20 protein-coding genes are annotated in these 20,964 nt (G+C 53.6%); 7 read left to right on the top strand and 13 right to left on the bottom strand.

Annotated elements, in window-relative coordinates:
* Position 1 precedes the first annotated feature (1 nt).
* The gene (locus tag O59_RS03000; RefSeq protein WP_007639367.1) at positions 2–1,474 is read left to right on the top strand and encodes an alkaline phosphatase PhoX; all 1,473 of its coding nucleotides are present in this window, start codon (positions 2–4) and stop codon (positions 1,472–1,474) included.
* Positions 1,475–1,482: 8 nt separating this feature from the next.
* Here the strand turns inward: O59_RS03000 and O59_RS03005 are convergent, their stop codons facing one another.
* The 10 genes from O59_RS03005 to O59_RS03050 form a co-directional block, all read right to left on the bottom strand.
* On the bottom strand, positions 1,483–2,007 hold the full coding sequence (locus O59_RS03005; RefSeq protein WP_040391087.1) for an AlpA family transcriptional regulator: 525 nt from the start codon (positions 2,005–2,007) through the stop codon (positions 1,483–1,485).
* A gap of 1 nt (position 2,008) precedes the next feature.
* Positions 2,009–2,257, bottom strand: coding sequence for a hypothetical protein (locus tag O59_RS03010; protein ID WP_040391088.1), 249 nt, complete (start codon positions 2,255–2,257; stop codon positions 2,009–2,011).
* A 119-nt stretch (positions 2,258–2,376) separates the two neighbouring features.
* Positions 2,377–5,277 (bottom strand): TonB-dependent receptor, encoded by a 2,901-nt coding sequence (locus tag O59_RS03015; RefSeq protein WP_050976934.1) that lies wholly within the window; start codon positions 5,275–5,277, stop codon positions 2,377–2,379.
* 21 nt (positions 5,278–5,298) lie between these two features.
* A complete protein-coding gene (locus O59_RS03020; protein WP_081489622.1) occupies positions 5,299–6,285 on the bottom strand; it encodes a FecR family protein in 987 nt (328 codons plus the stop codon).
* Positions 6,286–6,299: 14 nt separating this feature from the next.
* Complete coding sequence (locus tag O59_RS03025; RefSeq protein WP_007639374.1) at positions 6,300–6,812, bottom strand: RNA polymerase sigma factor; 513 nt, start codon at positions 6,810–6,812, stop codon at positions 6,300–6,302.
* A gap of 105 nt (positions 6,813–6,917) precedes the next feature.
* Positions 6,918–7,772 carry a UDP-2,3-diacylglucosamine diphosphatase gene (locus O59_RS03030; protein WP_151054967.1) on the bottom strand — a complete coding sequence of 285 codons (855 nt, stop codon included), beginning with the start codon at positions 7,770–7,772 and terminating at the stop codon, positions 6,918–6,920.
* A gap of 83 nt (positions 7,773–7,855) precedes the next feature.
* Positions 7,856–8,083, bottom strand: a complete 228-nt coding sequence (locus O59_RS03035; protein ID WP_007639376.1) for a hypothetical protein — start codon at positions 8,081–8,083, stop codon at positions 7,856–7,858.
* 146 nt (positions 8,084–8,229) lie between these two features.
* On the bottom strand, positions 8,230–9,015 hold the full coding sequence (znuB, locus tag O59_RS03040) for a zinc ABC transporter permease subunit ZnuB (protein WP_007639377.1): 786 nt from the start codon (positions 9,013–9,015) through the stop codon (positions 8,230–8,232).
* Complete coding sequence (gene znuC, locus O59_RS03045; protein ID WP_007639380.1) at positions 9,008–9,811, bottom strand: zinc ABC transporter ATP-binding protein ZnuC; 804 nt, start codon at positions 9,809–9,811, stop codon at positions 9,008–9,010. The genes znuB and znuC overlap by 8 nt, the downstream gene beginning before the upstream one ends.
* Positions 9,808–10,311, bottom strand: a complete 504-nt coding sequence (locus O59_RS03050) for a Fur family transcriptional regulator (protein ID WP_007639383.1) — start codon at positions 10,309–10,311, stop codon at positions 9,808–9,810. Before O59_RS03050 ends, znuC begins: the two co-directional genes overlap by 4 nt.
* 138 nt (positions 10,312–10,449) lie before the next feature.
* On the opposite strand from O59_RS03050, the gene O59_RS03055 reads away from it, so the two are divergent.
* A complete protein-coding gene (locus O59_RS03055) occupies positions 10,450–11,403 on the top strand; it encodes a zinc ABC transporter substrate-binding protein (protein WP_007639388.1) in 954 nt (317 codons plus the stop codon).
* On the opposite strand, the gene O59_RS03060 is transcribed toward O59_RS03055, so the two are convergent.
* Positions 11,356–11,655 (bottom strand): hypothetical protein, encoded by a 300-nt coding sequence (locus tag O59_RS03060; RefSeq protein ID WP_007639390.1) that lies wholly within the window; start codon positions 11,653–11,655, stop codon positions 11,356–11,358. The two genes, O59_RS03055 and O59_RS03060, sit on opposite strands and share 48 nt — an antisense overlap.
* Positions 11,656–12,012: 357 nt before the next feature.
* Positions 12,013–12,270, bottom strand: coding sequence for a hypothetical protein (locus tag O59_RS03065; RefSeq protein WP_007639391.1), 258 nt, complete (start codon positions 12,268–12,270; stop codon positions 12,013–12,015).
* Positions 12,271–12,680: 410 nt separating this feature from the next.
* Here O59_RS03065 and polA point away from each other — a divergent pair, with 410 nt between their 5' ends.
* Complete coding sequence (gene polA, locus O59_RS03070) at positions 12,681–15,479, top strand: DNA polymerase I (RefSeq protein ID WP_040391423.1); 2,799 nt, start codon at positions 12,681–12,683, stop codon at positions 15,477–15,479.
* Positions 15,480–16,028: 549 nt separating this feature from the next.
* Here the strand turns inward: polA and yihA are convergent.
* Positions 16,029–16,685 carry a ribosome biogenesis GTP-binding protein YihA/YsxC gene (gene yihA, locus O59_RS03075; RefSeq protein WP_007639402.1) on the bottom strand — a complete coding sequence of 219 codons (657 nt, stop codon included), beginning with the start codon at positions 16,683–16,685 and terminating at the stop codon, positions 16,029–16,031.
* A gap of 225 nt (positions 16,686–16,910) precedes the next feature.
* On the opposite strand from yihA, the gene O59_RS03080 reads away from it, so the two are divergent.
* The 4 genes from O59_RS03080 (at position 16,911) to O59_RS03095 (ending at position 20,963) form a co-directional block, all read left to right on the top strand.
* A complete protein-coding gene (locus O59_RS03080) occupies positions 16,911–17,594 on the top strand; it encodes a c-type cytochrome (protein WP_007639404.1) in 684 nt (227 codons plus the stop codon).
* 189 nt (positions 17,595–17,783) lie between these two features.
* Positions 17,784–18,434 (top strand): thiol:disulfide interchange protein DsbA/DsbL, encoded by a 651-nt coding sequence (locus O59_RS03085; protein ID WP_040391089.1) that lies wholly within the window; start codon positions 17,784–17,786, stop codon positions 18,432–18,434.
* 151 nt (positions 18,435–18,585) lie between these two features.
* The gene (locus tag O59_RS03090; protein WP_007639410.1) at positions 18,586–20,319 is read left to right on the top strand and encodes a GGDEF domain-containing protein; all 1,734 of its coding nucleotides are present in this window, start codon (positions 18,586–18,588) and stop codon (positions 20,317–20,319) included.
* Positions 20,316–20,963, top strand: a complete 648-nt coding sequence (locus tag O59_RS03095; RefSeq protein WP_007639412.1) for a methylamine utilization protein — start codon at positions 20,316–20,318, stop codon at positions 20,961–20,963. Before O59_RS03090 ends, O59_RS03095 begins: the two co-directional genes overlap by 4 nt.
* The last annotated feature ends 1 nt before the right edge of the window (position 20,964 follow it).

Below are 20,964 nucleotides of genomic sequence, written 5' to 3' on the forward strand. Positions count from 1 at the left end.
TATGCGTTTAACCCGTCGTCACTTTCTTAAAAATGCCAGCGCTACCGCCATCGCACTGGGCGGCCTGCGCAGTTTGCAACTGCAGGCACAGGTCTACGCCCAAGACCCGGTTTACGGGATCGATAAAGTCGGCCAGCTGCTGGCCGACCCGGCGGGCATTCTCAATTTGCCGCGCGATTTCAGTTACAAAATTATCGCCCGCACCGGCGACCGCATGAGCGATGGGTTGATTACCCCCAGCGCGATGGACGGTATGGCCGCCTTCCCGCTGCCGGGTGATCTGAGCAAATGCATTCTGGTGCGCAACCACGAACTGGATTCCGTGGGCGAGGAAATTGATGCCTTCGGCGGCGATAAGGATTTGGCGCGCAAACATGTCGGCCGCAAAGGTTACGACAGCTTCGGCGGTCTGCCCGTCAATGGCGGCACCAGCACCCTGGTTTACAGCCATCGCAGCCAGCGGGTGGAGCGCAGTCACCTGAGTTTGGTGGGCACCGCACGCAACTGTGCCGGTGGCGCCACGCCTTGGGGCAGTTGGCTCAGCTGTGAGGAGACGCTGGTCGGCAAAGCCCAGGGCTACGGCCGCGAACACGGCTATATCTTTGAAGTGCCGTCACTCGGCAAGGGCTTGGTCGACCCGGTGCCGCTCAAGGATATGGGGCGTTTTGTACACGAAGCGGCGGCGGTCGATAGCACCAACGGCATTGTGTACCTCTCGGAAGATACGGATCGCAGCCTGTTTTACCGCTTTATCCCCAAAACCCCGGGCAAACTGGCGGAGGGCGGACAGCTGCAAGCCCTCGCCATCCGCGGCTGGCCAAGCGCCAATACCCGCAATTGGAAGGAAGACGCGCAGGACAAGAATGCGCAACCCGTCGCTATGCGCCAGCGCTTTGAATGTGAGTGGATCGACCTGGAGAATGTCACCGCACCCGAGGGTGATTTGAATACTCGCGGGGAAGCCAAAGGTGCGGCGATTTTTGCACGCGGCGAAGGTATCGCCTTTGCCCTGCGCGACGACAAAACCCGCGAAGTACTCTTTGCGGCGACTGGTGGCGGCCCGCTCAAAATCGGCCAGGTGTGGCGCTATCAACCCAGCGCCTTTGAAGGCACGGCGCGAGAAACAGAGCAGCCGGGGGTGATGGAATTAGTTTACGAAACCCACAACCGCGCCATTTTGGAATCCTGCGATAACATCGCGGTGGCGCCGTGGGGCGACCTGATCATCTGCGAAGACAGCTACTCGGAAAACCCGGATACGGTGAACTACCTGCGCGGCCTCACTCCGGACGGGCGCATCTACACCCTCGCGATGAACGCCCACCCCGACAAAGGTGAATTCTGCGGCGCCTGTTTCTCCCCCGACGGCACCACACTGTTCGTTAATATCCAGCGCCCCGGCTTCACCCTCGCCATTACCGGCCCCTGGGGCAACCTGCGCAGCCGCGCCAAGGGGATTGATAAGTTGGGCTGACCTGATCGTCAAGCGGTTAATGCGATGAGCCGTTGGGAAAGGCCAGCTTCTAAATGTGCGCTTTCCTTGACAATATTCAGTTGCATTGCCGCCTTGGCAATGGCTAATAAATCTGGTGCTACCGGCTTTTGTTGATGTTGAACGAACCATTCCAGCACAGTCGCCAAGTGCCAGATTGTGGCACTGCCGTCATGGACTGGTGCGGGAAACTCACTGCTGTGTTTGATCATGAGTTTGCGCATGTTCTGGCGGCTAAAACCCAATAGTCCGGCAATATCACTTAGCCCTACCAAATCCGGTGCTACTTCTACCAAACGCGCGTCGGGAATAGCTATTTTTATTGCACTCAAGGCGCTGACCAGTGCCTCTAGTGCATTCGCGGCGGTGCGGTCAAATTGCAATGCAAGTCGACCTGACTGGCCTATACCAACCAATGCATCATCACAATCGACTGCCTCTAATCGGCTGATACACTGATCCGCATTCAGCCCTGATGGTAGGGTAAATTTCAACGTGAACGTGAATGTTTGCATGTCATTTCTCCGTTTTAGTCGTGCAGTTATCGACGACTCGGCGAATCTGTTTGGCGTGATTTTCCGGATTTTTGGGTGTGCTCCAGATACTTGCGATACAGAATTCTCCACAGCGGCACTGCTGATCATTGAATGGGCAATAGATTTTGCCCCAGGCATGGCTGCCTCCCGGCTCAACTTGCCAGCCGTGTTGTTCGGCATAATCAAGTGCGGCCTCAATGGTTTTGTGAGGGTGTTTACGTCTGGGCATCATCACTCCTTGTTGATGGTTATAGGCTAATCCTGAGTTGATTGGTTGTCAAGTGACAACCTATGATTTATGAAGGCAGGAAATATCTGCTAATGAATGAGTTGTTAGCTTAGACGATACTACTCCTCCAGTCGCCACTGCACACCCACCCAAAAACTGCGCCCGTAGTGGGTGTAACCAGCGAATTCGCCATCCAACACACTTTCCCACTGGGCGGCGTTGGTGAGGTTGGTGGCGTCCATGCTGAGGCTGAGATTGGAATTCAGATGCCAGCTCAGGTGCATGTCCAGGGTGCCGAAAGCTTCTATGTTTTGTGCCGAGAGGTTGGTGCTGGCGACCTGATTGAGAACTTGATCGCGCCAGTTGTAGTGGGCGCGCCAGTGCCACTGGTCGGTTTCGCGATAGATTCCCAGGTTGACGCTGTTGCGGGCGACATCGGCGAGCCGGTCGCGGGTAATGCCAGCGGTTAAATTATCGCCAGTTCCTGTTGCGGTGCGATAGCTGGCGCGCGTCCAGGTGTGGGTGTAATTGGCGTTTACACCCCAGTGTTGCAGTGGTTCGGGCAGGGTTTGTTGCCACGCGAGTTCGATGCCGGCGATGTCGGCGCGAGCGCCATTGTCGGGGCGGGTGAGTTCGTAGGCAGTACCGTTAATCACTTGAGTACGGGTGCTGGTTTGGAAGAAGTTATCCAGGTTTTTGGCAAATATCCCTGCCGATAACAGCATTTTTTCGGCAGGGTAGTATTCCAGTGCGCTGTCCCATTGCCAGCCGGTGACGGGTTTTAATTCGGGGTTGCCGCCGGTGGCGGTGGCTATGTCGCCGGAGTTGAGGGTGAGCCTTGGCGCCAGGTCCTGAAACTCGGGGCGCGCCATCACCTTTGCCAGTGCGGAGCGCCATAGCAGTTGTTCGTCCAGCTCCAGTACCAGATTCGCGGCAGGCAACAGTTGCTGGTAGGTCTGCTTATAGCTCTGCTCGTTGGTCGCGGTTTGTACGCCGCTCTGTGCCTCTTGGTCGGTTGCCACCCAGCGCAATCCTATACCGCCGCGCAGCGGCCAGCGGCCTTGGCTGGCATCCAAATTCAGCTGGAGATAAAGCGCGCGGCTGTCCTCCCTAATGCGGTAGCTATTTTGTAAGTCCTCGTTGCTTAAGGAGGATTGATAAAACGCTTGTTCATCAACACCTTGCCAAAATTTTTCCGCCCTCGGCACCAACCAGTTGTGGGGCAGGAGGCGGGTATTGCCCAAAAAGTCAGCGACCGGCAGGGCGACAAAATAGTCGCTGGGGAAATAAACGCCGGTTATGCCTTCGCTCACGAGGCGATCCTTGCGCCAGTAGTCGCGGCTGTGGCGGCGCCAGTGCAGGCCTATGTCCAGGCTGTGCCAGAGCGGGTGATCGAGTGTGCGGGTGCTATCCAGCTTGAGCGCATTGTCACTGTCTGTGCTGCGGGTGCTGCGCCATTCCAGGCGACGTCCGGGGAAATTGCTAGGGTCGAGCAGGTCGATATTCTGATAGTCAATTTGCGGCAGCGCCTTGTTGGCGGTGTAATCAAAACTGAAACTCACATCCCGGGTGCGGCGCAGGCGGGTGCGTTTTACCGCCTCTGGGTTGCCGCTGTTGGCGCGGCTGTTCACCCAACTGGTGCTAAGTTGCCAGTCGTCGCCCTGCCAGCCGAGGGTGATATCCAGCATGCGATTGTTATCTTCCAAACCGGCAGATTCGTGGCCGATTTGCACTGAGCCGGTGTGGGTGCTGCCCGCGACCAAGGCATTGCCGCGGGTTTGGATGGCATCGCCCAGCAAACCCTCGCTGTCATAGTCGGCGCTGTAGCTGTATTCCTGATAATCGATCTGCTGGTGCAGCTGCAGCCAATGCACATCCAACTGCCAGGATTCGCTGGGGTGCCACTGCACGCTGCTGCTCAACCCCAAGCGTTCACGCTGTTCCAGTTCCAGGGTGGGGCGCACCCCGGCGGGGGTGACTAACATGTCGCGGTCGCCCCCTGTTGGCAATTGGTTTACAGATAGGTGCTCCCAGCGGAAATTGAGTGCGCGATCCTGTCGCAAATGGTGTTGGTTGTAAGCGCCTGCGAGAGTAAAACCCAACGTTCGGTCGCCGTTGACCCAGTTGCCCAGCGCCGCCAACTTGGGGCGCCAATCACCCACTAGCTCGGCGCTGTTGGCGCTTGCACTCAGGCTTAGGCGCGGCTCTCCAATCGTCAGCGGCGCAAAGGAGCGGATATCCACACTGCCGCCAATTGCCCCTTCTTCATCGCTCGCCGCTGTGCTTTTGCGCACCTCAACCCCGGCCACCAACTCGGCGGGGAAGGTGTCGTAGTGGAAGCGGCGCCCGTACTGCTCGGAGTTGCGTACATTTTCGTTCACCGTGAGCGGGTGGCCATTCAGGCTGACGCGATTGAACTGGGTGGGTAGGCCGCGAATGCTTAAAAACAGTGCCTCGCCGCGGTCGCGCACCACCGAAATACCGGGGCTGCGCTGAATCGCCTCGGCAATATTGTGGGCGGGGAATTTGGCGATATCTTCGGCGAAAATGCTCTCCATGAAGCGAATATTGCTGCGTTTCTGATCGATGGCGGTCTGCTGGTTGTTGCTGTAACTACCCAGCACCAACAGCTGCTCCACAGTTTGTGTTGTGCTGGTTGGTACTGCCGGTGGCACAGGGGGGATGAGCGGTGGACGCGTTTGAATCAACCAGCCGGAGGGACGCTGCAGGGCGATAAAATCGGTGTTCGCCAGCAATTTCTGCAGTGCTTGTTCCGGGCTGAAATATCCTTGTAGCGCCGGTGCTGTGGCACCTGCCAGTGCGCGTGGGTCGAACACAATACTCACCTGCAGTTGGCGCGCCGCGTGGGTAAGGGTGTCACCCAATGGCTGCGCGGGTAATTGCCAAGCGTAAGCGGGCGACCTTGTTTGGGTTTCTGCCCTTGGCCCGCTGGTGGCGAGCGTCAGTAGCAGGCCGCTAATAATCAACCCTGTCAGGAGGTTGCTGAGGCCCGATGTCATTGGCGGCACCGGTCTGGCGGCCTAGTTGCGCGCCGCCAGCTGGATTATGGCGACGCCCTGTCGGTTGATGCGCCGCTGCTCCAATGGGTGCAATTCGGTGAGGAGTTCGAGGCTGGCGGTCACATTTTTCAGTTGGAAGCGACCAGCCAGCGGCAGCGCGGCCAAGCCCGGGTCGGCTAGTTGGATCTGGTTACTGCTGTAGCGATTGAGCTGCTCTACCAAAAGCCCCAGGTTGCCCTCATCCAATTCCAGCCAGCCGGAGCGCCAGTCCACTAGTCCGGCCAGCTCCACTTTTTGTAGCGCTATGCCATAGTCGCTGACCTGCGCCCTATCCCCCGCGACCAGGCGGGTCGGTGTGTCTGCGGGATGAGCGCGCAGGTCTATGGCACCTTCGTACACAGTGACCTCGGTTGCTTGCGCCAATCTGTCGATATTAAATTCAGTGCCCACCGCCACCACACTGGCCGTGCCGATACTGACTGCAAAGGGGCGATTTTTGTCCCTGGCGACGCGGAAATAGGCGGCCCCCGCTTGCAGCTCGATATTGCGCTGTTGTCCATCAATAGTGATCGCCAGGCGACTGGCGGGGCTGATTTCCAACACTGATCCATCTTCCAGTTGCAGGTCGTGCCGAATGCCCGTGGCGGTGGCAAAGGGTAGGGTTTTGCCGGTCGCCGGAGCATCGCCTAAAAACCGGGTGCTCACCAGCAGGGCGATACACAGGCTCAAGCACAGTGCCCAGCTGGCGCCGCGGCGGAAATCGGTGACGGGTTTGTCGCGCGTCTGGCGCTTGACCCCTGTTGCAGTTTGCACGGCGGCGCTGAGCGCCGGGTCACCCCAGGTGTCCAGCATGCGTTCAAACAGCGCGCGGCGTTCGTTGTCGCCATCCAGCCAGAGCAATAGGCGGCGTTTGGAAAGTTCATCCAGCGGTTGTTCACTCAGCTGTTCCAGCCATTCGGCCGCCGTCTGGTAATCATCATTGTCGCTATTCACAGGAATCGTATTCATTGCAATCAAAAGGCTTAAAAGTGGCGATGGTTGTCTAAAAAACGCTGCAAATCGGCGAGCGCGCGGGTCATGTGTTTTTTAACGGCTTCCTGGCTCAAGCCCATCGCGGCTGCTATCTGCTCGCGTGATTCACCCCGCAGGCGGCGGCGAATTAACACTTCGCGCCGCTGGGCGGGCATGGTCGCTAAAAAGCCCTTGAGCAGTTCGGCGCGCTGGTGTTGGCTGGTGCGCTCTTCAGGGCAGGGGAGTGGGCTGCTGAGGTCATCCAGGGTGTCCAGTGACAAGGTTTGGCGTTTGCCACCCAGCAGCAAATTGCGCGCTACACGCACCGCATAGGCCAGCGGGTTGCGCAGTGGTTGGGTGCGGGCTTGCTCTATCACCCGCAGGATAGATTCTTGGTAGATATCAGCTGCATCGCTGCTATTCGGTGCAACTCGCTGGATATAACGCTTGAGCGGGCCAGTCGCAGAAGTCAGGCGCTCATCCAGTGGTGCTGGCTCAAGGCCAGGTCGATGAGGATCAAGCATGGTGGCAAGTCTCGCAGTTAACTAGCGCGCCAGCTTAATCAGTAAATATGACAATTCGATGAGTAAGGCGCCAGTGGCGGCGCCTTTTGTTGTATAGCTTGTGCCTTAAGCCTGGCGCAGCTGCTCCAGCTCCTGCCATTGAATGGTGTCGCTGTGATGCAACAGGCGCATCACACCTTGGTGATCCTCCACCAGTGCCGTGCAGCTTTCGATCCAATCGCCGCAATTGGCGTAGCGCAAACCCCCTTCTTCACGCAGCGCCGGGTAGTGAATGTGTCCGCACACCACACCGTCGTAGCCGCGCCGTTTTGCCTCCGCTAAGGCTTCTTTCTCGTAAGTTGCTATCGCCGCTTTGGCGCCTTTGATATTGCTTTTAATCAGACCCGCGAGCGAAAAATAAGGTCGTCCCACCAGCTTGCGCAACCGGTCTGACCAGCGGTTGATAAACAGCAATAACTCGTAACCGTGATCGCCAATCACGCGTTTTAACCAGCTGTGATTGATGTAGGCGTCCATCGCATCACCGTGCATGATCAGTAAACGCTTGCCATCGGCAGTGACATATTCATGTTCGTGGGCGATTTCGATTGGGCCAAAGAGTTCGCCGCTGAAGTGGCGCATGGGGTCGTCGTGATTGCCTGGCACATAGACTACACGCATACCCTTAGCCGCCAGTTCGTAGAATTTGAGCATCACTTGATAGTGTTTGGCGGGCCAGCAGAAGCGGCGTTTGAGTGACCATAAATCAACAATATCACCCACCAGATAAAGCGTGTCGCAGTGAATCCGGTTGAGAAAATCGAGCAGGTAATCGGCCTTGCAATCGCGAAAGCCCAGGTGGATATCGGAGATCCACACGGTGCGCGCATTAATCAAACTGGCGGTGGGTTTGGGGGTGTTGTCCACAGCGACAACAGGTAGGGCTAGAGCAGCAGCGAGGTGATTGGCAGAAGTATTCATAGTGCGTTTCCTGAGCTGTTTCGCAGCATATTGCGGCGAAAACATGACGGAAACGCAACATTTTGATGAAGTTTGGGTGACAGCTAGCCCAATTTATCCAGGGCTTTTTGCATTTCACTCTGGTTGAGCCAGCCGAGTACGGCCTGACGGCTCTCCAGCATTTGTGCGTAGATTTGCAGCACTTGCGGGTTGGGGTTAGTTTGCTCGCGCAGCAGGGCGATACGTGACTCCAAAAACTGGATGTCGCTTTGCACTTTGTGCGCAACATCCTGACTGTTGTATGCCTGATTGCCAATATTGAGGGTAGTCATCGGTTCTGTCCTTGCTGATTTAGCCGCCACTCCAGTCATTGGGTGCGGCACGACAGATCGCAGTATCTACCAAGCGACAATGTGAAAACAGTCGCAAATTTCGCTATTGTTTGTGCGCTTTGGCTTACAAACCGATCATCGCCGATTCAATTCTGCTGCTTTTTAAGCAGGGTCAGGCTGAACATAACGGTGGCTGACAGCACTATCGCGGGCCCGGCGGGGCTGTCCCATAAATAAGACGCGCCCAAACCGGCAACTACGGCCAGCATGCCCAACAGGCTGGCGATAATGGCCATCTGTTCCGGGGTGCGGCTCAGGCGGCGGCTTGCGGCAGCGGGGATAATCAGCAGCGCGGTAATCAGCAATACACCGACCACTTTCATCGCAATCGCAATTACCAGCGCCATCAATAACATCAGTGCGGTGCGCACCCGCGTCACCGGTACACCTTCCACCTGCGCCAATTCCTCGTGCACAGTAATCGCCAATAAGGGCCGCCAGAGCCAGATCAGCGCCGCCAGTACCGCAAGGGAAATTACCCAGATGCTGATCACGTCTCCTTGGCTGACCGACAAAATATCACCAAATAAATAGGCGAGCAGGTCGATGCGGCTCTCGCTAAATACACTGACACATACCAAACCGAGGGCGAGAGTGGAGTGGGAGAGAATGCCCAGCAGCGTATCGGTGGCGAGAAAACGGTTGTTTTGCAGCGCGACCAAAATCAGCGCCAGAAGCAGGCAGCCGAGCGCGATGGCGAGGTTGAGGTTGATATCCAGCAGCAAACCAAAGGTCACACCCAGCAGTGCCGAGTGGGCGAGGGTGTCGCCAAAATAAGCCATGCGTCGCCACACAGCAAATGCACCCAGTGGGCCAGCGACGAGCGCCACCGCGATACCGGCGAGCAAGGCGAGCAGTAAAAAATCAGGCATGGTGGTTGTGTCCGCAGCTGCTGGTATGTACATGGTCGCCGGGTGCGGCGTTAATGACATTACCGTGGGCATCGTGTTGGTGATCGTGGTGATGGGTGTAAATGGCGACTTGCGGCGTCACCACCGCCCCGCCCAGCGCATCGCCAAAGAGCGCCAGGTAGGCCGGGTGATTGGTGACCTGTTCCGGGTGGCCGTGGCAGCACACATGCTGGTTGAGGCAGATCACGGTGTCGGTAGTTGCCATCACCAAATGCAGGTCGTGGGAGACTAATAACACGCCGCATTGGCGCTGGTTGCGGATCTCGTTAATCAGAGCATAGAGCGCCGATTGACCGCCCACATCCACACCTTGCACCGGTTCGTCCAGTACCAGAAGTTGTGGGTCGCGCAATAGCGCGCGCGCGAGCAAGACCCGTTGGGTTTCGCCGCCCGAGAGGGATTGGATCGGCATGTTGATCAGTTTATCGATACCGGTCAGTTGTAGTATCTCGCCCAAATCCACCCGCGCTTTGCCACCCAACGCCAGAAAGCGCGCCACAGTGAGCGGCAAGCTGGCATCCAAATGGAGCTTTTGCGGCATATAGCCAATGCGTAAATCCGCTGCTTTTTCGATGCTGCCCTGATCGATCTTAATCAGCCCAAGTACGGCACGCACCAGTGTGGTTTTGCCTGCGCCATTAGGGCCAATCAGGGTAACGATTTTGCCTGCCGCGAGATCCAGATCGGCGTTTTGCAGAATCTGCCGTCCATTGCGCAGCACACCCAGGCCGCGGGCTTTAATCAATAACTCACTCATGCCGTCGCTCGCTCAGGTGTGTGGTTGGCACAGTTGGCGCAGAGTCCAGATACTTCCAGCGCCTGGGTTTCCACGGTAAAACCTGCGTCTTGCGCGACCGCCAGAATCTGTTCGCTCAACTGCGGTTGATCCAGTTCCACCGCAATGCCACAGGCGCGGCAGATCAAAAAATGACTCTGGTGTTTGGTGCCGGGCGACGGGCAGCCGATAAAGGCATTGAGTACATTAATACGATGGATCAGCCCCTGCTCCAGCAGGAAATCCAGCGCGCGATACACCGTTGGCGGCGCCACACGGCGGGTATTGGCTTTGGCCAACATCTCCATCAGGGTATAGGCGCCGAGCGGTTTGTGGTTTTGCCAGATCAGCTCCAGCACCTGCAAGCGCAAATCGGTCAGGCGCACACTGCGGCTCAGGCACAGTTGGCGCGCGGCTTCTAATGCATCGCTAATACAATGGCCGTGATCGTGATGGCTGCAGGCGAGCGGTGTGTGTTCCATAGCGTTGTCACTGTCGGTTGGCGCGCGCCCATCTCTGTGTGGGGCAGGCGAGGAATGAGTTGGCTATGTTACTATATAACCTTTGTTCGGGCATTTATTTCACTGCCGCCGTTGCGCGGTGTTACAGGATTCACAATCATGGGTTTACCCCGCTTGGGTTTTGTTTTCCCCCTAGCCTTTATTCGTCGCACCTTGGTGGCGTTGTTGCTATGTTCATTGGCGAGCACGGCGGCGGCCAAACCCAAGGTGTTGGCCAGCATTAAACCACTGGCGCTTATCGCCCAGGAGGTGGCTGGCGGTCATGCGGATATCGATACTCTGCTACCTGTAACAGCTTCAGCCCATGATTATCCGCTCAAAATGTCCGATCACCGTCGCCTGCGCGATGCGGATTTGGTGCTGTGGGTGGGAGCGGAATTGGAGAGTTTTCTGGCGCGCCCACTCGCCAGTTTGCCGGCGCAACAAGTGCTGACAACCTATGGCTTGGGCGATTTATTTTGGCCTGAACTCGATAATCACGATCATGCCCATACCAGTCGCGACAATCAGCATCAGCACACCAGCGGCGATCCACATATCTGGCTGGATCCGCGCAATGCGGCGGTTATCGCCCGTGCACTGGCCGAGCGCCTGACTCAAATTGCGCCTGAGTCGGGCGCACAATTTACCCTCAATGCCGAGCGTTTTAGTCAGTCGTTAGTGGAGTTGGATGCGCAGTTGCTCAAGCAGTTGGCGCCGGTAAAGCCCTTGGGTTTTGCGGTGTATCACGAGGGCTACAGCCACTTTGTTAGCCATTACGGCCTGCATCAATTGGCCTATGTAACGTTCACGCCGGAGCGTCGCCCGGGCGCGAAACATTTGCAGGAATTGCGCGATGTACTAGCAAAAGAGGGGCGCTGTGTCTTTTTGGAGCCCTACCATAACAGCAGTTCGCTAGAGGAAATGGCGCATTCGTTGGGCTTGAATATCGGTATGCTGGACCCTGTGGGTAATGAGCAAGTATCCAGCTATCGCATGTTGATGGAGCAATTAGGGCAGAGTTTTTTACGCTGTCTTGCGGATAGTGCTGACAGTGGCGCCGCCAATCACTGAGCTGTGAAAGGGTTTGCGCAGTTTTACATTGCGCGCTTCCAGCATGTCCAGCTGGCGTTTGTTTAACTCCAGCACAAATGAATCGTAATACTCGCGCACCTCCGCATCGCGTGACGCGCTGCCATCGCGCAGCAGTTCCAGCATTCCTTCTTGTGTCGCCATGCGATGGCGAATTCCTGTTTTGTGATAAATGCAGCTGGCTAATTGTTGCAGGCGAAAAATCGCCGTTTGCGAGAAGATTAAAGTATCCATAAACAGTCCTGTGCAAATAGGGGTTAATACCCGACAGAAAGAATAAACATCGCGATGGTTTATTGCTGTGGCTGATACATCTGCACGCAAAAACGGCTTACAAAAGCAGCGTTCCTGATCAGTCTAGGTCAGCTGCCAGTTACTGATGTTTGTTTTGACGCCAACCTAAAAAGCAAATGACAAATTTGTGATTCTGTACAAAAAAAGAGCCCCGCAGCGGCTCGATAACACTTATCAAGTCTTTGCAGGGCTAATACACGAGGAGAAAATAAAGGGTCAAACAAAACAATAACGAGAAAATACTTGCCGGATTAGCGGTTGACCAATCCGGCTACAACCGGTGTTTCAGTGTTTCAATCAGAGTTCGAACTGCTTGGCCAGTTTGGCTTCCAATTGCTCTTCGAGTTTGGCGTGTGCCTTGTCGTTCAGAGCATCTTCTTTAGCAGTCAATTCATCAGCAATACGCGCTTCCGCGTCTTCCTGAGTTTCAACCCAAGTCGCCTTTACGCCTAAATCGGCAGCGGCCAGGGTCAATTCTTGATTCTTGGCATCATCGGCATAAGCGCCGGTTGCGGTCAGTAACAAAGTGGCAAATATCAGTGTGGTCTTTTTCATCGTGGGTTCCTCCGATGGATCATTCAATTCCAGTTGCCTTGTGAGCAACCTAGTTGTCTTGGGTAAAGTGTTTAGGTCTTGCGTTTGGGTAACATCAGAAGCGGGTTAAGCTCTTTTGTTACCTTATGTTACTCATGGTAACACATTAAATTTGATTGGCTAGTGGTTGGTTAAATCTTTTTGTTATTGAAATCTATAAAATGTGAATAAATACCGAAACTTAGCCGGTTATCCTATAAATCGCACGAGCTTTGTCGTCTGGTAACACATTTTTGTTGTGGTAACACTTTTGTAATCATCGCTTCCCTGATTGTTACCTTTGGGGGGATTGCATTATGGCTCTGGCTCGATCGCTGGGCCTTTGGTGTATCCTGCGGCCTATTTACAGCCCCTTTAGTGCAGATATTTCTATGACCGAGACTCTCCAAAATCAGCCGCCTCTGGTGCTTGTTGATGGTTCTTCCTACCTCTATCGCGCCTATCACGCCCTGCCACCACTCACCAATTCCAAAGGCCAGCCCACGGGTGCGGTCAAAGGGGTGGTAAATATGATGCGTCGGTTGGTGAAGGACTACCCACGCAGCCCTATCGCCGTAGTCTTTGATGCTAAAGGCAAAACCTTCCGCGACGACATGTTTGCCGAATACAAAGCCAATCGCCCGCCTATGCCCGACGATTTGCGCCCCCAGGTGCAACCCATTCACGACATAGTGCAAGCCATGGGGTTGCCGCTATTGGTAATAGAGGGAGTAGAGGCCGACGATGTGATTGGCACCCTCGCGCGCCAAGCCACCGAACAAAAACGCGATGTGGTGATTTCCACCGGCGATAAAGACATGGCGCAGCTGGTGAATGAGCATGTCACTTTGGTCAATACCATGACTGAAACGGTATTGGATATTCCCGGCGTTAATGCCAAGTACGGTTTTGGTCCGGAGTTGATGATTGATTACCTCGCGCTTATGGGCGACAAGGTCGACAATATTCCCGGTGTGCCCGGTGTGGGTGAAAAAACCGCGCAGGGATTAATTCAGGGCATGGGCGGGTTGGATGCAATTTATGCCGATTTGGAAAAAGTGCGCACCCTGTCATTTCGCGGCGCCAAAACCATGCCGGAAAAATTAATTGAACATCGCGATATGGCTTATCTGTCTTATCGCTTGGCCACGATTAAAGTGGATGTGGAATTGCCGCTGAGCCCGAAATCTATTCATCTTTCAGCACCTGATAATCAGCGCTTGCGCGAATTATTTGAAGAGTTGGAATTTAAAAGTTGGGTAAAAGATTTAGGTGAAAGCGCCATCGCGCAACATGCCGCAGAGCAACCTGGCGCCGCGAATAATCTTACGCTCAGTAATGATGAAGAAAAAATTGAACCTGTTAGTGCTGCTGCTCCGCAGGAAATTCGCTACGACATCATTACTGATAAAAATTTATTTGCCGAGTGGTTGCTGCGCCTGCAAAACGCCAGCGCTTTTTCGTTTGATACTGAAACCACCGCGCTGGAAATTATGGATGCCAAAATTGTCGGGGTGAATTTTGCGATTGAAGCCGGTATTGCCGCCTATGTGCCTTGCGGTCATGACTACATGGGCGCACCCGAGCAACTGCCGCTGGAGTGGGTGCTGGAGCAATTAAAACCCATTTTGGAAGATGCCAATAAAATAAAAATTGGTCAGAATTTAAAATACGATCGCAGTGTGCTGCTCAATTACAACATCGAATTGCGCGGTATTAAATTCGATACCATGCTGGAATCCTATGTATGGAACTCCATAGGCAGTCGCCACAATATGGATGACCTAGCCCAAAATTATCTGGATTACAAAACCGTCACCTTTGAAGAGCTGGCGGGCAAAGGTGTAAAACAGCTCAGCTTTAACCAATTAAAAATTGAGGACGCCGGACACTACGCGGCGGAAGACGCCGATATCACTCTGCGCTTGCATCAATTTTTTTGGCCGCAGTTAGAAAAAATCGAATCGCTAAAAAATGTATTTGAAAATATTGAAATGCCGTTGGTGCCAGTGTTGTCGCGTATTGAGCGCAACGGCGCTTTGGTGGATGCCAAGTTGCTCGGCAAACACAGTATTGAATTAGGTGAGCGATTAACACAACTTGAGCGCAAAGCCTATGAGATTGCCGGGCAAGAATTTAATTTAAGTTCGCCCAAACAATTAGGCGCGATTTTATTTGAACAACAGAAGCTGCCCGTTATTAAAAAAACACCGACAGGTACGCCTTCAACTGCAGAGGAGGTGTTGCAAGAGTTGGCACTGGATTATCCGCTGCCCAAAGTGTTGATGGAGTATCGCGGTCTGGCAAAATTAAAATCGACCTACACCGATAAATTGCCGCTGGTGATTAACCCGCGCACTGGCCGCATACATACCAGCTATCATCAAGCGGTAGCTGCGACCGGGCGTTTATCCTCGCAAGATCCCAACCTGCAAAATATTCCGATTAAAACGGAAGAGGGGCGCCGTATTCGCCAGGCGTTTATCGCCCCCCAAGGTTATAAATTGGTAGCGGCGGACTACTCGCAAATTGAACTGCGCATTATGGCGCACTTGTCGGATGACGCCGGCCTGCTCAGCGCCTTTGAAAAAGGGCTGGATGTACACCGTGCCACCGCCGCCGAAGTATTTGGCGTGGCGTTGGATGCGGTCAGCCCGGAAATGCGTCGCAGTGCCAAGGCGATCAACTTTGGTTTGATCTACGGCATGTCGGCCTTTGGTCTCGCCAAACAACTACATCTCGGGCGCAACGAAGCACAGCAATATATCGACCGCTACTTTGAGCGCTACCCGGGTGTGCAGCGCTATATGAACAATATCCGCGCGCTTGCCCATGAGCAGGGTTATGTGGAGACCTTGTTTGGTCGTCGCCTATATCTGCCGGAGATCAACGCCAAAAACAAAAACCTGCAAATGGGCGCCGAGCGCACCGCTATTAATGCCCCCATGCAGGGTACGGCTGCCGATATCATCAAAACCGCGATGATTAAGGTGCAGGCCTGGCTGGATGAAACGGGATTGGATGCCAAAATCATCATGCAAGTACACGATGAATTGGTACTGGAAGTCGCTGAGTCACAACTCGATAGCGTACGTGCAGGGTTAATTGAACGCATGTCGGCGGCAGCGTCGCTGAAGGTGCCGTTACTGGTGGAAGCGGGTGTGGGCGATAACTGGGATGAGGCACATTAAGCGCTGTGTAAATTTTTTTAACAAGCTAAGGCTTTGTTTTTATTAATGTTTACTGAATTAACCAAAGATTGTGCAAATTTATTTACAAATTTGTTGAACTTAATTTGAAAGGGGTGGGTCTCAGTTATGTGTGTTTTACGATCATGAGCTAACTCCTCCCCTAATGGCGTTTAAGCCAGCTGAGCATGAAGTCAATTAAGCTAAGCCAACCCCGATTTTATCGGGGTTTTTTTTGCCTGTTATTTGGTCATCACAGGCGCGGTATTCAGGGGGATAAGGTGACGATTGGATGGTTTTGATGCCGCGAGAGGTGATCTCGATCACTAAATTGTGCAAAAAATGTTGCACCGAGCGTATTTGAAAAATTTCACTGAACTTTATTGCCAGCCCTTAGGTCAGAGTAACCAGTTAAGCCAACTTATTGATTTAACGTGTGTATTTTCCTCCCGTCTTTGGTTGTTTTACTCTAGCCCATCTGGCGCCACCCCAAGGGTGCCAGTTTTTTATCCGATGATTTTCACAAATCATCGGATTTTTTTATTGGGGGTTCTATTGCTGCGATGTCGGGCCTAGCGCTGTGCCAGCTGTATCCAATTGGGCCGATTCCGGTGCGAGCCAGGATTGTAATTTCGCTTTGAGTTCATCGAGGCCAGCATATTTCAACGCTGAAAAACACTGGATACTGACCAATTGATCGAGCTTCGCTTGTTTGAGCTGCTTTTGCACCGCGAATAGGGAATTATTGGCCTGCATACGACTGAGTTTGTCGGCTTTGGTGAGCAGGATGTGCACCGGCATATTGCCCTTGATCGCCCAGTTGAGCATGGTGGTGTCAAAGTCCTGCAGTGGGTGACGAATATCCATCAGCAGGATCAAACCTTGCAAACACTGGCGTTTTTGCAGGTATTCCGACAAGTCGCGCTGCCATTTTTCTTTTTGATCGCGCGAAACCTTGGCGTAGCCGTAACCGGGCAAGTCCACCAGGCGCTGGGTATCGCTCAGGTTGAAAAAGTTGATTAACTGGGTGCGACCGGGGGTTTTACTGGTGCGCGCCAGCTTTTGGTTGGTCAGCGCATTAATCGCACTGGATTTACCGGCGTTGGAGCGACCCGCAAAGGCGACTTCATAGCCAGTCTCTGGAGGACACTCGCGGATACTGGGTGCGCTCTTGGTGAAATAAGCCTTGGTAAATACGATCTCGGTCAAGATAATAACCCTTCAAAATAGTGTGTTATTAGCGCGTTGGTAATATAATGCCGGCGCTTTTCGGGCCGCCGTGCGCGCCAAAAGCGGGATTCATGCGGAATAGGGGTGAGATTGTAGCTTGTTGACTTGTCATTAAGCGAACCTAACCCGAATTTCTTGCGTATATACTTGCCACCAAAGACGCACGCATAACAATCAGATTCATCGATCAAATCGGATTAGCCAATGAAACATATCGTACGAAATGCACTTTTATCACTGGGTCTGGTAGCGGTTGCCCAGGGCGCTATGGCGGCTGGTGATGCTACAGCGGGTGCTGCCAAGGCAGCCGTATGTGGTGCCTGTCACGGCGCCGACGGCAATAGCCTGGTTGGAACCTTCCCGAAATTGGCTGGTTTGGGCGAGAAATACCTTGTTAAACAGTTGCAGGATATTCAAGCCTGGGACCTGGAGCAGGATGCCGCCAAAAAAGAAACTACCGGCCGTAAAGTGCCGGAAATGGTAGGTTTGTTGGCCAACTTGAATGAGCAGGATCTGGCAGACATAGCCGCTCACTACGCGGCTCAAACTATGCAACTGTCTGGTTCCAAACCATTGCAAGTGCAGGTCAACTCCGGTTTGAAAGTGGATGCCCTGGCCTTGGGTGCACGCACCTTTCGCGCAGGTAATATCAGTACGGGTGTCCCTGCTTGTACCGGTTGTCACGCACCGGATGCCAAGGGCAACGTTGCTGCTGGTTTCCCACGCTTAAGCGGGCAACATCCGGAATATATCGAAAAACAATTGCGCGCTTTCCGCGCGGGTGATCGCACTAACGATGGCGACCAAATGACCATGCGTTCGATTGCTGCCCCGTTGAGTGATGCCGAGATAGTTGCTTTGGCTAACTACATCGCCGGTTTGCACTGATCGCGGCGAGAGTTAACAAGTGTTAAAAAAGGCGACTCCGGTCGCCTTTTTTGTATCTGCTCTTTACAGATATGACCTTGGGTCGCAGAATCCGGCCCAAGTTGGGAACTAGTCAGTCTATTGCAGGACTAAACCCACAGGTTTTTGCACAACTATTACATCAACAATATAAGTATTGAGGAGCGGTTTATGCGTATTTTGGTTGCCCTGTTAGGGCTGGTGTTTTCGCTGAGTGCCTGTGCCCAGGAATCAGCTGATACTTATAAAGAAGGTCAACACTACGTGGTACTGGAGCAGCCGGTACGCACCAGTGACCCCAGCAAAATTGAAGTAGCGGAAGTATTCGCCTATTCCTGCCCGCATTGCTTTGATTTTGAACCCATGCTGCAAGCCTGGGAAAAAAAGCAGGGGTCAGATGTTTACCTGAGTCAAACCCATGCTATGTGGAATCCGCAGATGGAGCCGCTGGTGCGTGGTTACTACACCTCTGTAGCGCTTAAGCTGAAAGAAAAAACCCACATGGCCGTTTTTAACGCCCTGCATTTGGAGCGCAAACAAATCAATAGTGCTGAACAGTGGGCTGACTTTTTCGCTACCTACGGCGTTGACAAGGCCAAGGCACTGAGCACCTATAACTCCTTTGGTGTTACCAGCCAGATCAAACAAGCCGAAGCCCGTGCACGCAGCTACAAAATCACCGGCACACCGGAAATGGTAGTTGATGGCAAATATCGCATCAGCTCGCGTTTGGCGGGTGGCCATGCCGAGATGCTGAAAGTAGTGGATTTTCTGGTCGCCAAGATTCGCGCTGAACGCGGTACCACAGCGCCCGCGCAATAACTTTTTCCAGGCTGTTGCCTGAAACCCGCGCCGCGTTACGCTGCGCGGGTTTTGTTTTTCTGTGACGCTAAAAATGTGATTTAAGCAGCACTGGCTATACTCAACAGACTCCCTTTTCAACGCCCCGATTAAGCAGGTCCCCACAGGTTGTATGACAGCAAATAACAGCGATAAAAATAACTGGCGCGAAAAGTATTTGAATGCGCTTGATGAACAGGATCAGCTGGAAAAAAAGTTTGCCGAGCAGCAGGCCATTTTGCGCAGCGCGTTGGTGCGCGTGAGCATTGCCGCCGATGGACAGGATGAAGTACTGGATCGGATTCTCGCCAGCCTGCGTGAAAAGCTGCGTGGCGATATGAGCACGGTGGATATGTCCGACATTCTCCAACAGTTGGAGCGTGCGGCGTTGAGCTTTGAGCAGCAGCGCGAACAGGGCTCGCAGGATGTGCGCCAGGCGTTGATGGACGTGACCAAACCGTTGCAGCAATTCAAATTGTCGCGCAGTGTAAAAAAAGAGTTGGGCGATTATCTTTCCCAGCTGCCCCAGCGTAGTAAGAAAGTGCGCCTCTATCCGGCGCTGTTGCAGCAGCTGGCCAAAATCCAACAGTTGGCGCTGGAGGAAATCGAACAGCCAAAGACCGGTTTTTTTGAACGCTTACTGGGAGCCAAAGCGGAGCCTAAAACGACTGCCGCCGATCTCTTGGCAGATATGGATAACCCTGATGCATTGGCACAGGAAGAATCGCAAGCGGCGCTGGAACAGCATCGCGAGGAGGCGCGCGTTTCCCTGAACATTGCCCCGCGCGCCAAAAGTCAGGTGCCTGAACTGGCACCGGAATATGCTGAGGAAATTGCACGGGTGCTGAACCAGTTTTTACTCAGCCTTGAAAATGAAGCGGCGATAAAGGAAAAGGTTGACGCTATCCGCCGCCAGGTGGCGAATGGGTTGGCACAAACAGCGCTAATCCCAACACTGGAGGCTGTGCGTGATCTGGTGATGGAGGCCTACCTCGCGGCGAATCGGGCGTTTGCCAATTATTTAAAAAACGTCAATCAGGAATTGGCCGAAATTTATGGGTTGTTGGGCGGCGCGGTTAAAAATAACCAACAGGAACTCGCGGCATCGCGCAAGTTACAAGACGACGTAATGCGCGAGATGAGTGATTTGGAAACCAGTGCCAATAGTGCCACCGACATCAATCAACTCAAAGACCGGGTGAAATCCCAGATTGGCAATATTCGCCAGGCAATTGATCAGTACCAGAGCAGCGATATCAACCAACATCAATTGGCGCAGCAGTTAGCGACGCTGGGCGAAAAAATAAAACTGATGGAAACCGAAGCGGAGCAAAATCGCTCCAGTTTGGAAAAACATCGGCACAAAGCATTGCATGACCCGCTCACTGAGCTGCCTAACCGCGAGGCCTATAACGAACGCGCCGTAGCAGAAGTTCAGCGCTGGCAGCGCTATCAACGGCCATTGACGATTGCGATTTTTGATATCGATTATTTTAAAAAGATAAACGATAACTTTGGTCATCAGGCGGGCGACCGAGTGATTAAAGTGATTGGCCGCTCGATTGCCAAACGCCTGCGTGAAGTGGATTTTTTCTGTCGCTATGGCGGCGAAGAATTTGTGGCATTTATGCCGGAAACCGATGCCGACTCTGCGCTCGTGGTGTTGGAAAAATTGCGTGAGGCAATTGCCAAGGCGGCGTTTAATTACAAAAACCAACCTATGTCCATCAGCATCTCTATTGGATTAACCGAATTTAAAGCGGGCGATGATTTAGCCAGTGCATTTGAACGTGCCGACAAAGCGCTGTACCGCGCCAAAGCCAATGGTCGCAATCGCTGCGAATTAATAAGAGATATTGCACAATGAAATATTTTTTTTGGGTTAGCAAAGTCCCCTTGTGGTGCAGCTTTTTTCTTATTTCCATGAATGTCGCTGCGGCGCAATTTACGGCGACCTTGGTAGACGCCGACGGTGCACCGCTGGCAGATGGGGTTATCGCCCTGATTCCCGCGCAGCAACCCAATTACACCGATGTACCTACCGCACTGATGGACCAGCGGCAGAATATGTTTGTGCCGAAGGTGCTCGCCATTCGTACCAATACCCAGGTGCGTTTTCCCAATGGCGACGATGTTCGCCACCACGTCTATTCCTTTTCGCCAGCGAAAAAATTTGAGTTGCGTCTCTATCACGGTATGACCGCGGAGCCAGTAGTGTTTGATAAACCCGGCACTGTAGTGCTGGGCTGCAATATTCACGATTCCATGGTGGCCTATATTTATGTGGTGGACAGCGAGTATTTTGCAGTGACCGATAACACCGGCAAGGTGAGCATCAGCGCACCTGCAGGCAGCTATCAATTACAGGTCTATCATCCCCGTTTGCCCGGCGACTATCCGGCAAGTGCGGTGCAATTGAATGAGAGTGCAGCAGCGCAGACTATTCGCCTGGAGAAGCTGAACCCTCCCGATAACGCTGCGCCAGCAGACGATTACTCCAACTTGTTTTAAC

Origin of the sequence: Cellvibrio sp. BR (assembly GCF_000263355.1) — a bacterium.
In the GTDB taxonomy this organism is placed as follows: domain Bacteria; phylum Pseudomonadota; class Gammaproteobacteria; order Pseudomonadales; family Cellvibrionaceae; genus Cellvibrio.

Bases quoted from the DNA above. Each gene is read 5' to 3' on its own strand.
- O59_RS03000 (WP_007639367.1), top strand. From the start codon at position 2: ATGCGTTTAACCCGTCGTCACTTTCTTAAAAATGCCAGCGCTACCGCC.
- O59_RS03005 (WP_040391087.1), bottom strand. From the start codon at position 2,007: ATGCAAACATTCACGTTCACGTTGAAATTTACCCTACCATCAGGGCTG.
- O59_RS03010 (WP_040391088.1), bottom strand. From the start codon at position 2,257: ATGCCCAGACGTAAACACCCTCACAAAACCATTGAGGCCGCACTTGAT.
- O59_RS03015 (WP_050976934.1), bottom strand. From the start codon at position 5,277: ATGACATCGGGCCTCAGCAACCTCCTGACAGGGTTGATTATTAGCGGC.
- O59_RS03020 (WP_081489622.1), bottom strand. From the start codon at position 6,285: ATGAATACGATTCCTGTGAATAGCGACAATGATGATTACCAGACGGCG.
- O59_RS03025 (WP_007639374.1), bottom strand. From the start codon at position 6,812: ATGCTTGATCCTCATCGACCTGGCCTTGAGCCAGCACCACTGGATGAG.
- O59_RS03030 (WP_151054967.1), bottom strand. From the start codon at position 7,772: ATGAATACTTCTGCCAATCACCTCGCTGCTGCTCTAGCCCTACCTGTT.
- O59_RS03035 (WP_007639376.1), bottom strand. From the start codon at position 8,083: ATGACTACCCTCAATATTGGCAATCAGGCATACAACAGTCAGGATGTT.
- znuB (WP_007639377.1), bottom strand. From the start codon at position 9,015: ATGCCTGATTTTTTACTGCTCGCCTTGCTCGCCGGTATCGCGGTGGCG.
- znuC (WP_007639380.1), bottom strand. From the start codon at position 9,811: ATGAGTGAGTTATTGATTAAAGCCCGCGGCCTGGGTGTGCTGCGCAAT.
- O59_RS03050 (WP_007639383.1), bottom strand. From the start codon at position 10,311: ATGGAACACACACCGCTCGCCTGCAGCCATCACGATCACGGCCATTGT.
- O59_RS03055 (WP_007639388.1), top strand. From the start codon at position 10,450: ATGGGTTTACCCCGCTTGGGTTTTGTTTTCCCCCTAGCCTTTATTCGT.
- O59_RS03060 (WP_007639390.1), bottom strand. From the start codon at position 11,655: ATGGATACTTTAATCTTCTCGCAAACGGCGATTTTTCGCCTGCAACAA.
- O59_RS03065 (WP_007639391.1), bottom strand. From the start codon at position 12,270: ATGAAAAAGACCACACTGATATTTGCCACTTTGTTACTGACCGCAACC.
- polA (WP_040391423.1), top strand. From the start codon at position 12,681: ATGACCGAGACTCTCCAAAATCAGCCGCCTCTGGTGCTTGTTGATGGT.
- O59_RS03080 (WP_007639404.1), top strand. From the start codon at position 16,911: ATGAAACATATCGTACGAAATGCACTTTTATCACTGGGTCTGGTAGCG.
- O59_RS03085 (WP_040391089.1), top strand. From the start codon at position 17,784: ATGCGTATTTTGGTTGCCCTGTTAGGGCTGGTGTTTTCGCTGAGTGCC.
- O59_RS03090 (WP_007639410.1), top strand. From the start codon at position 18,586: ATGACAGCAAATAACAGCGATAAAAATAACTGGCGCGAAAAGTATTTG.
- O59_RS03095 (WP_007639412.1), top strand. From the start codon at position 20,316: ATGAAATATTTTTTTTGGGTTAGCAAAGTCCCCTTGTGGTGCAGCTTT.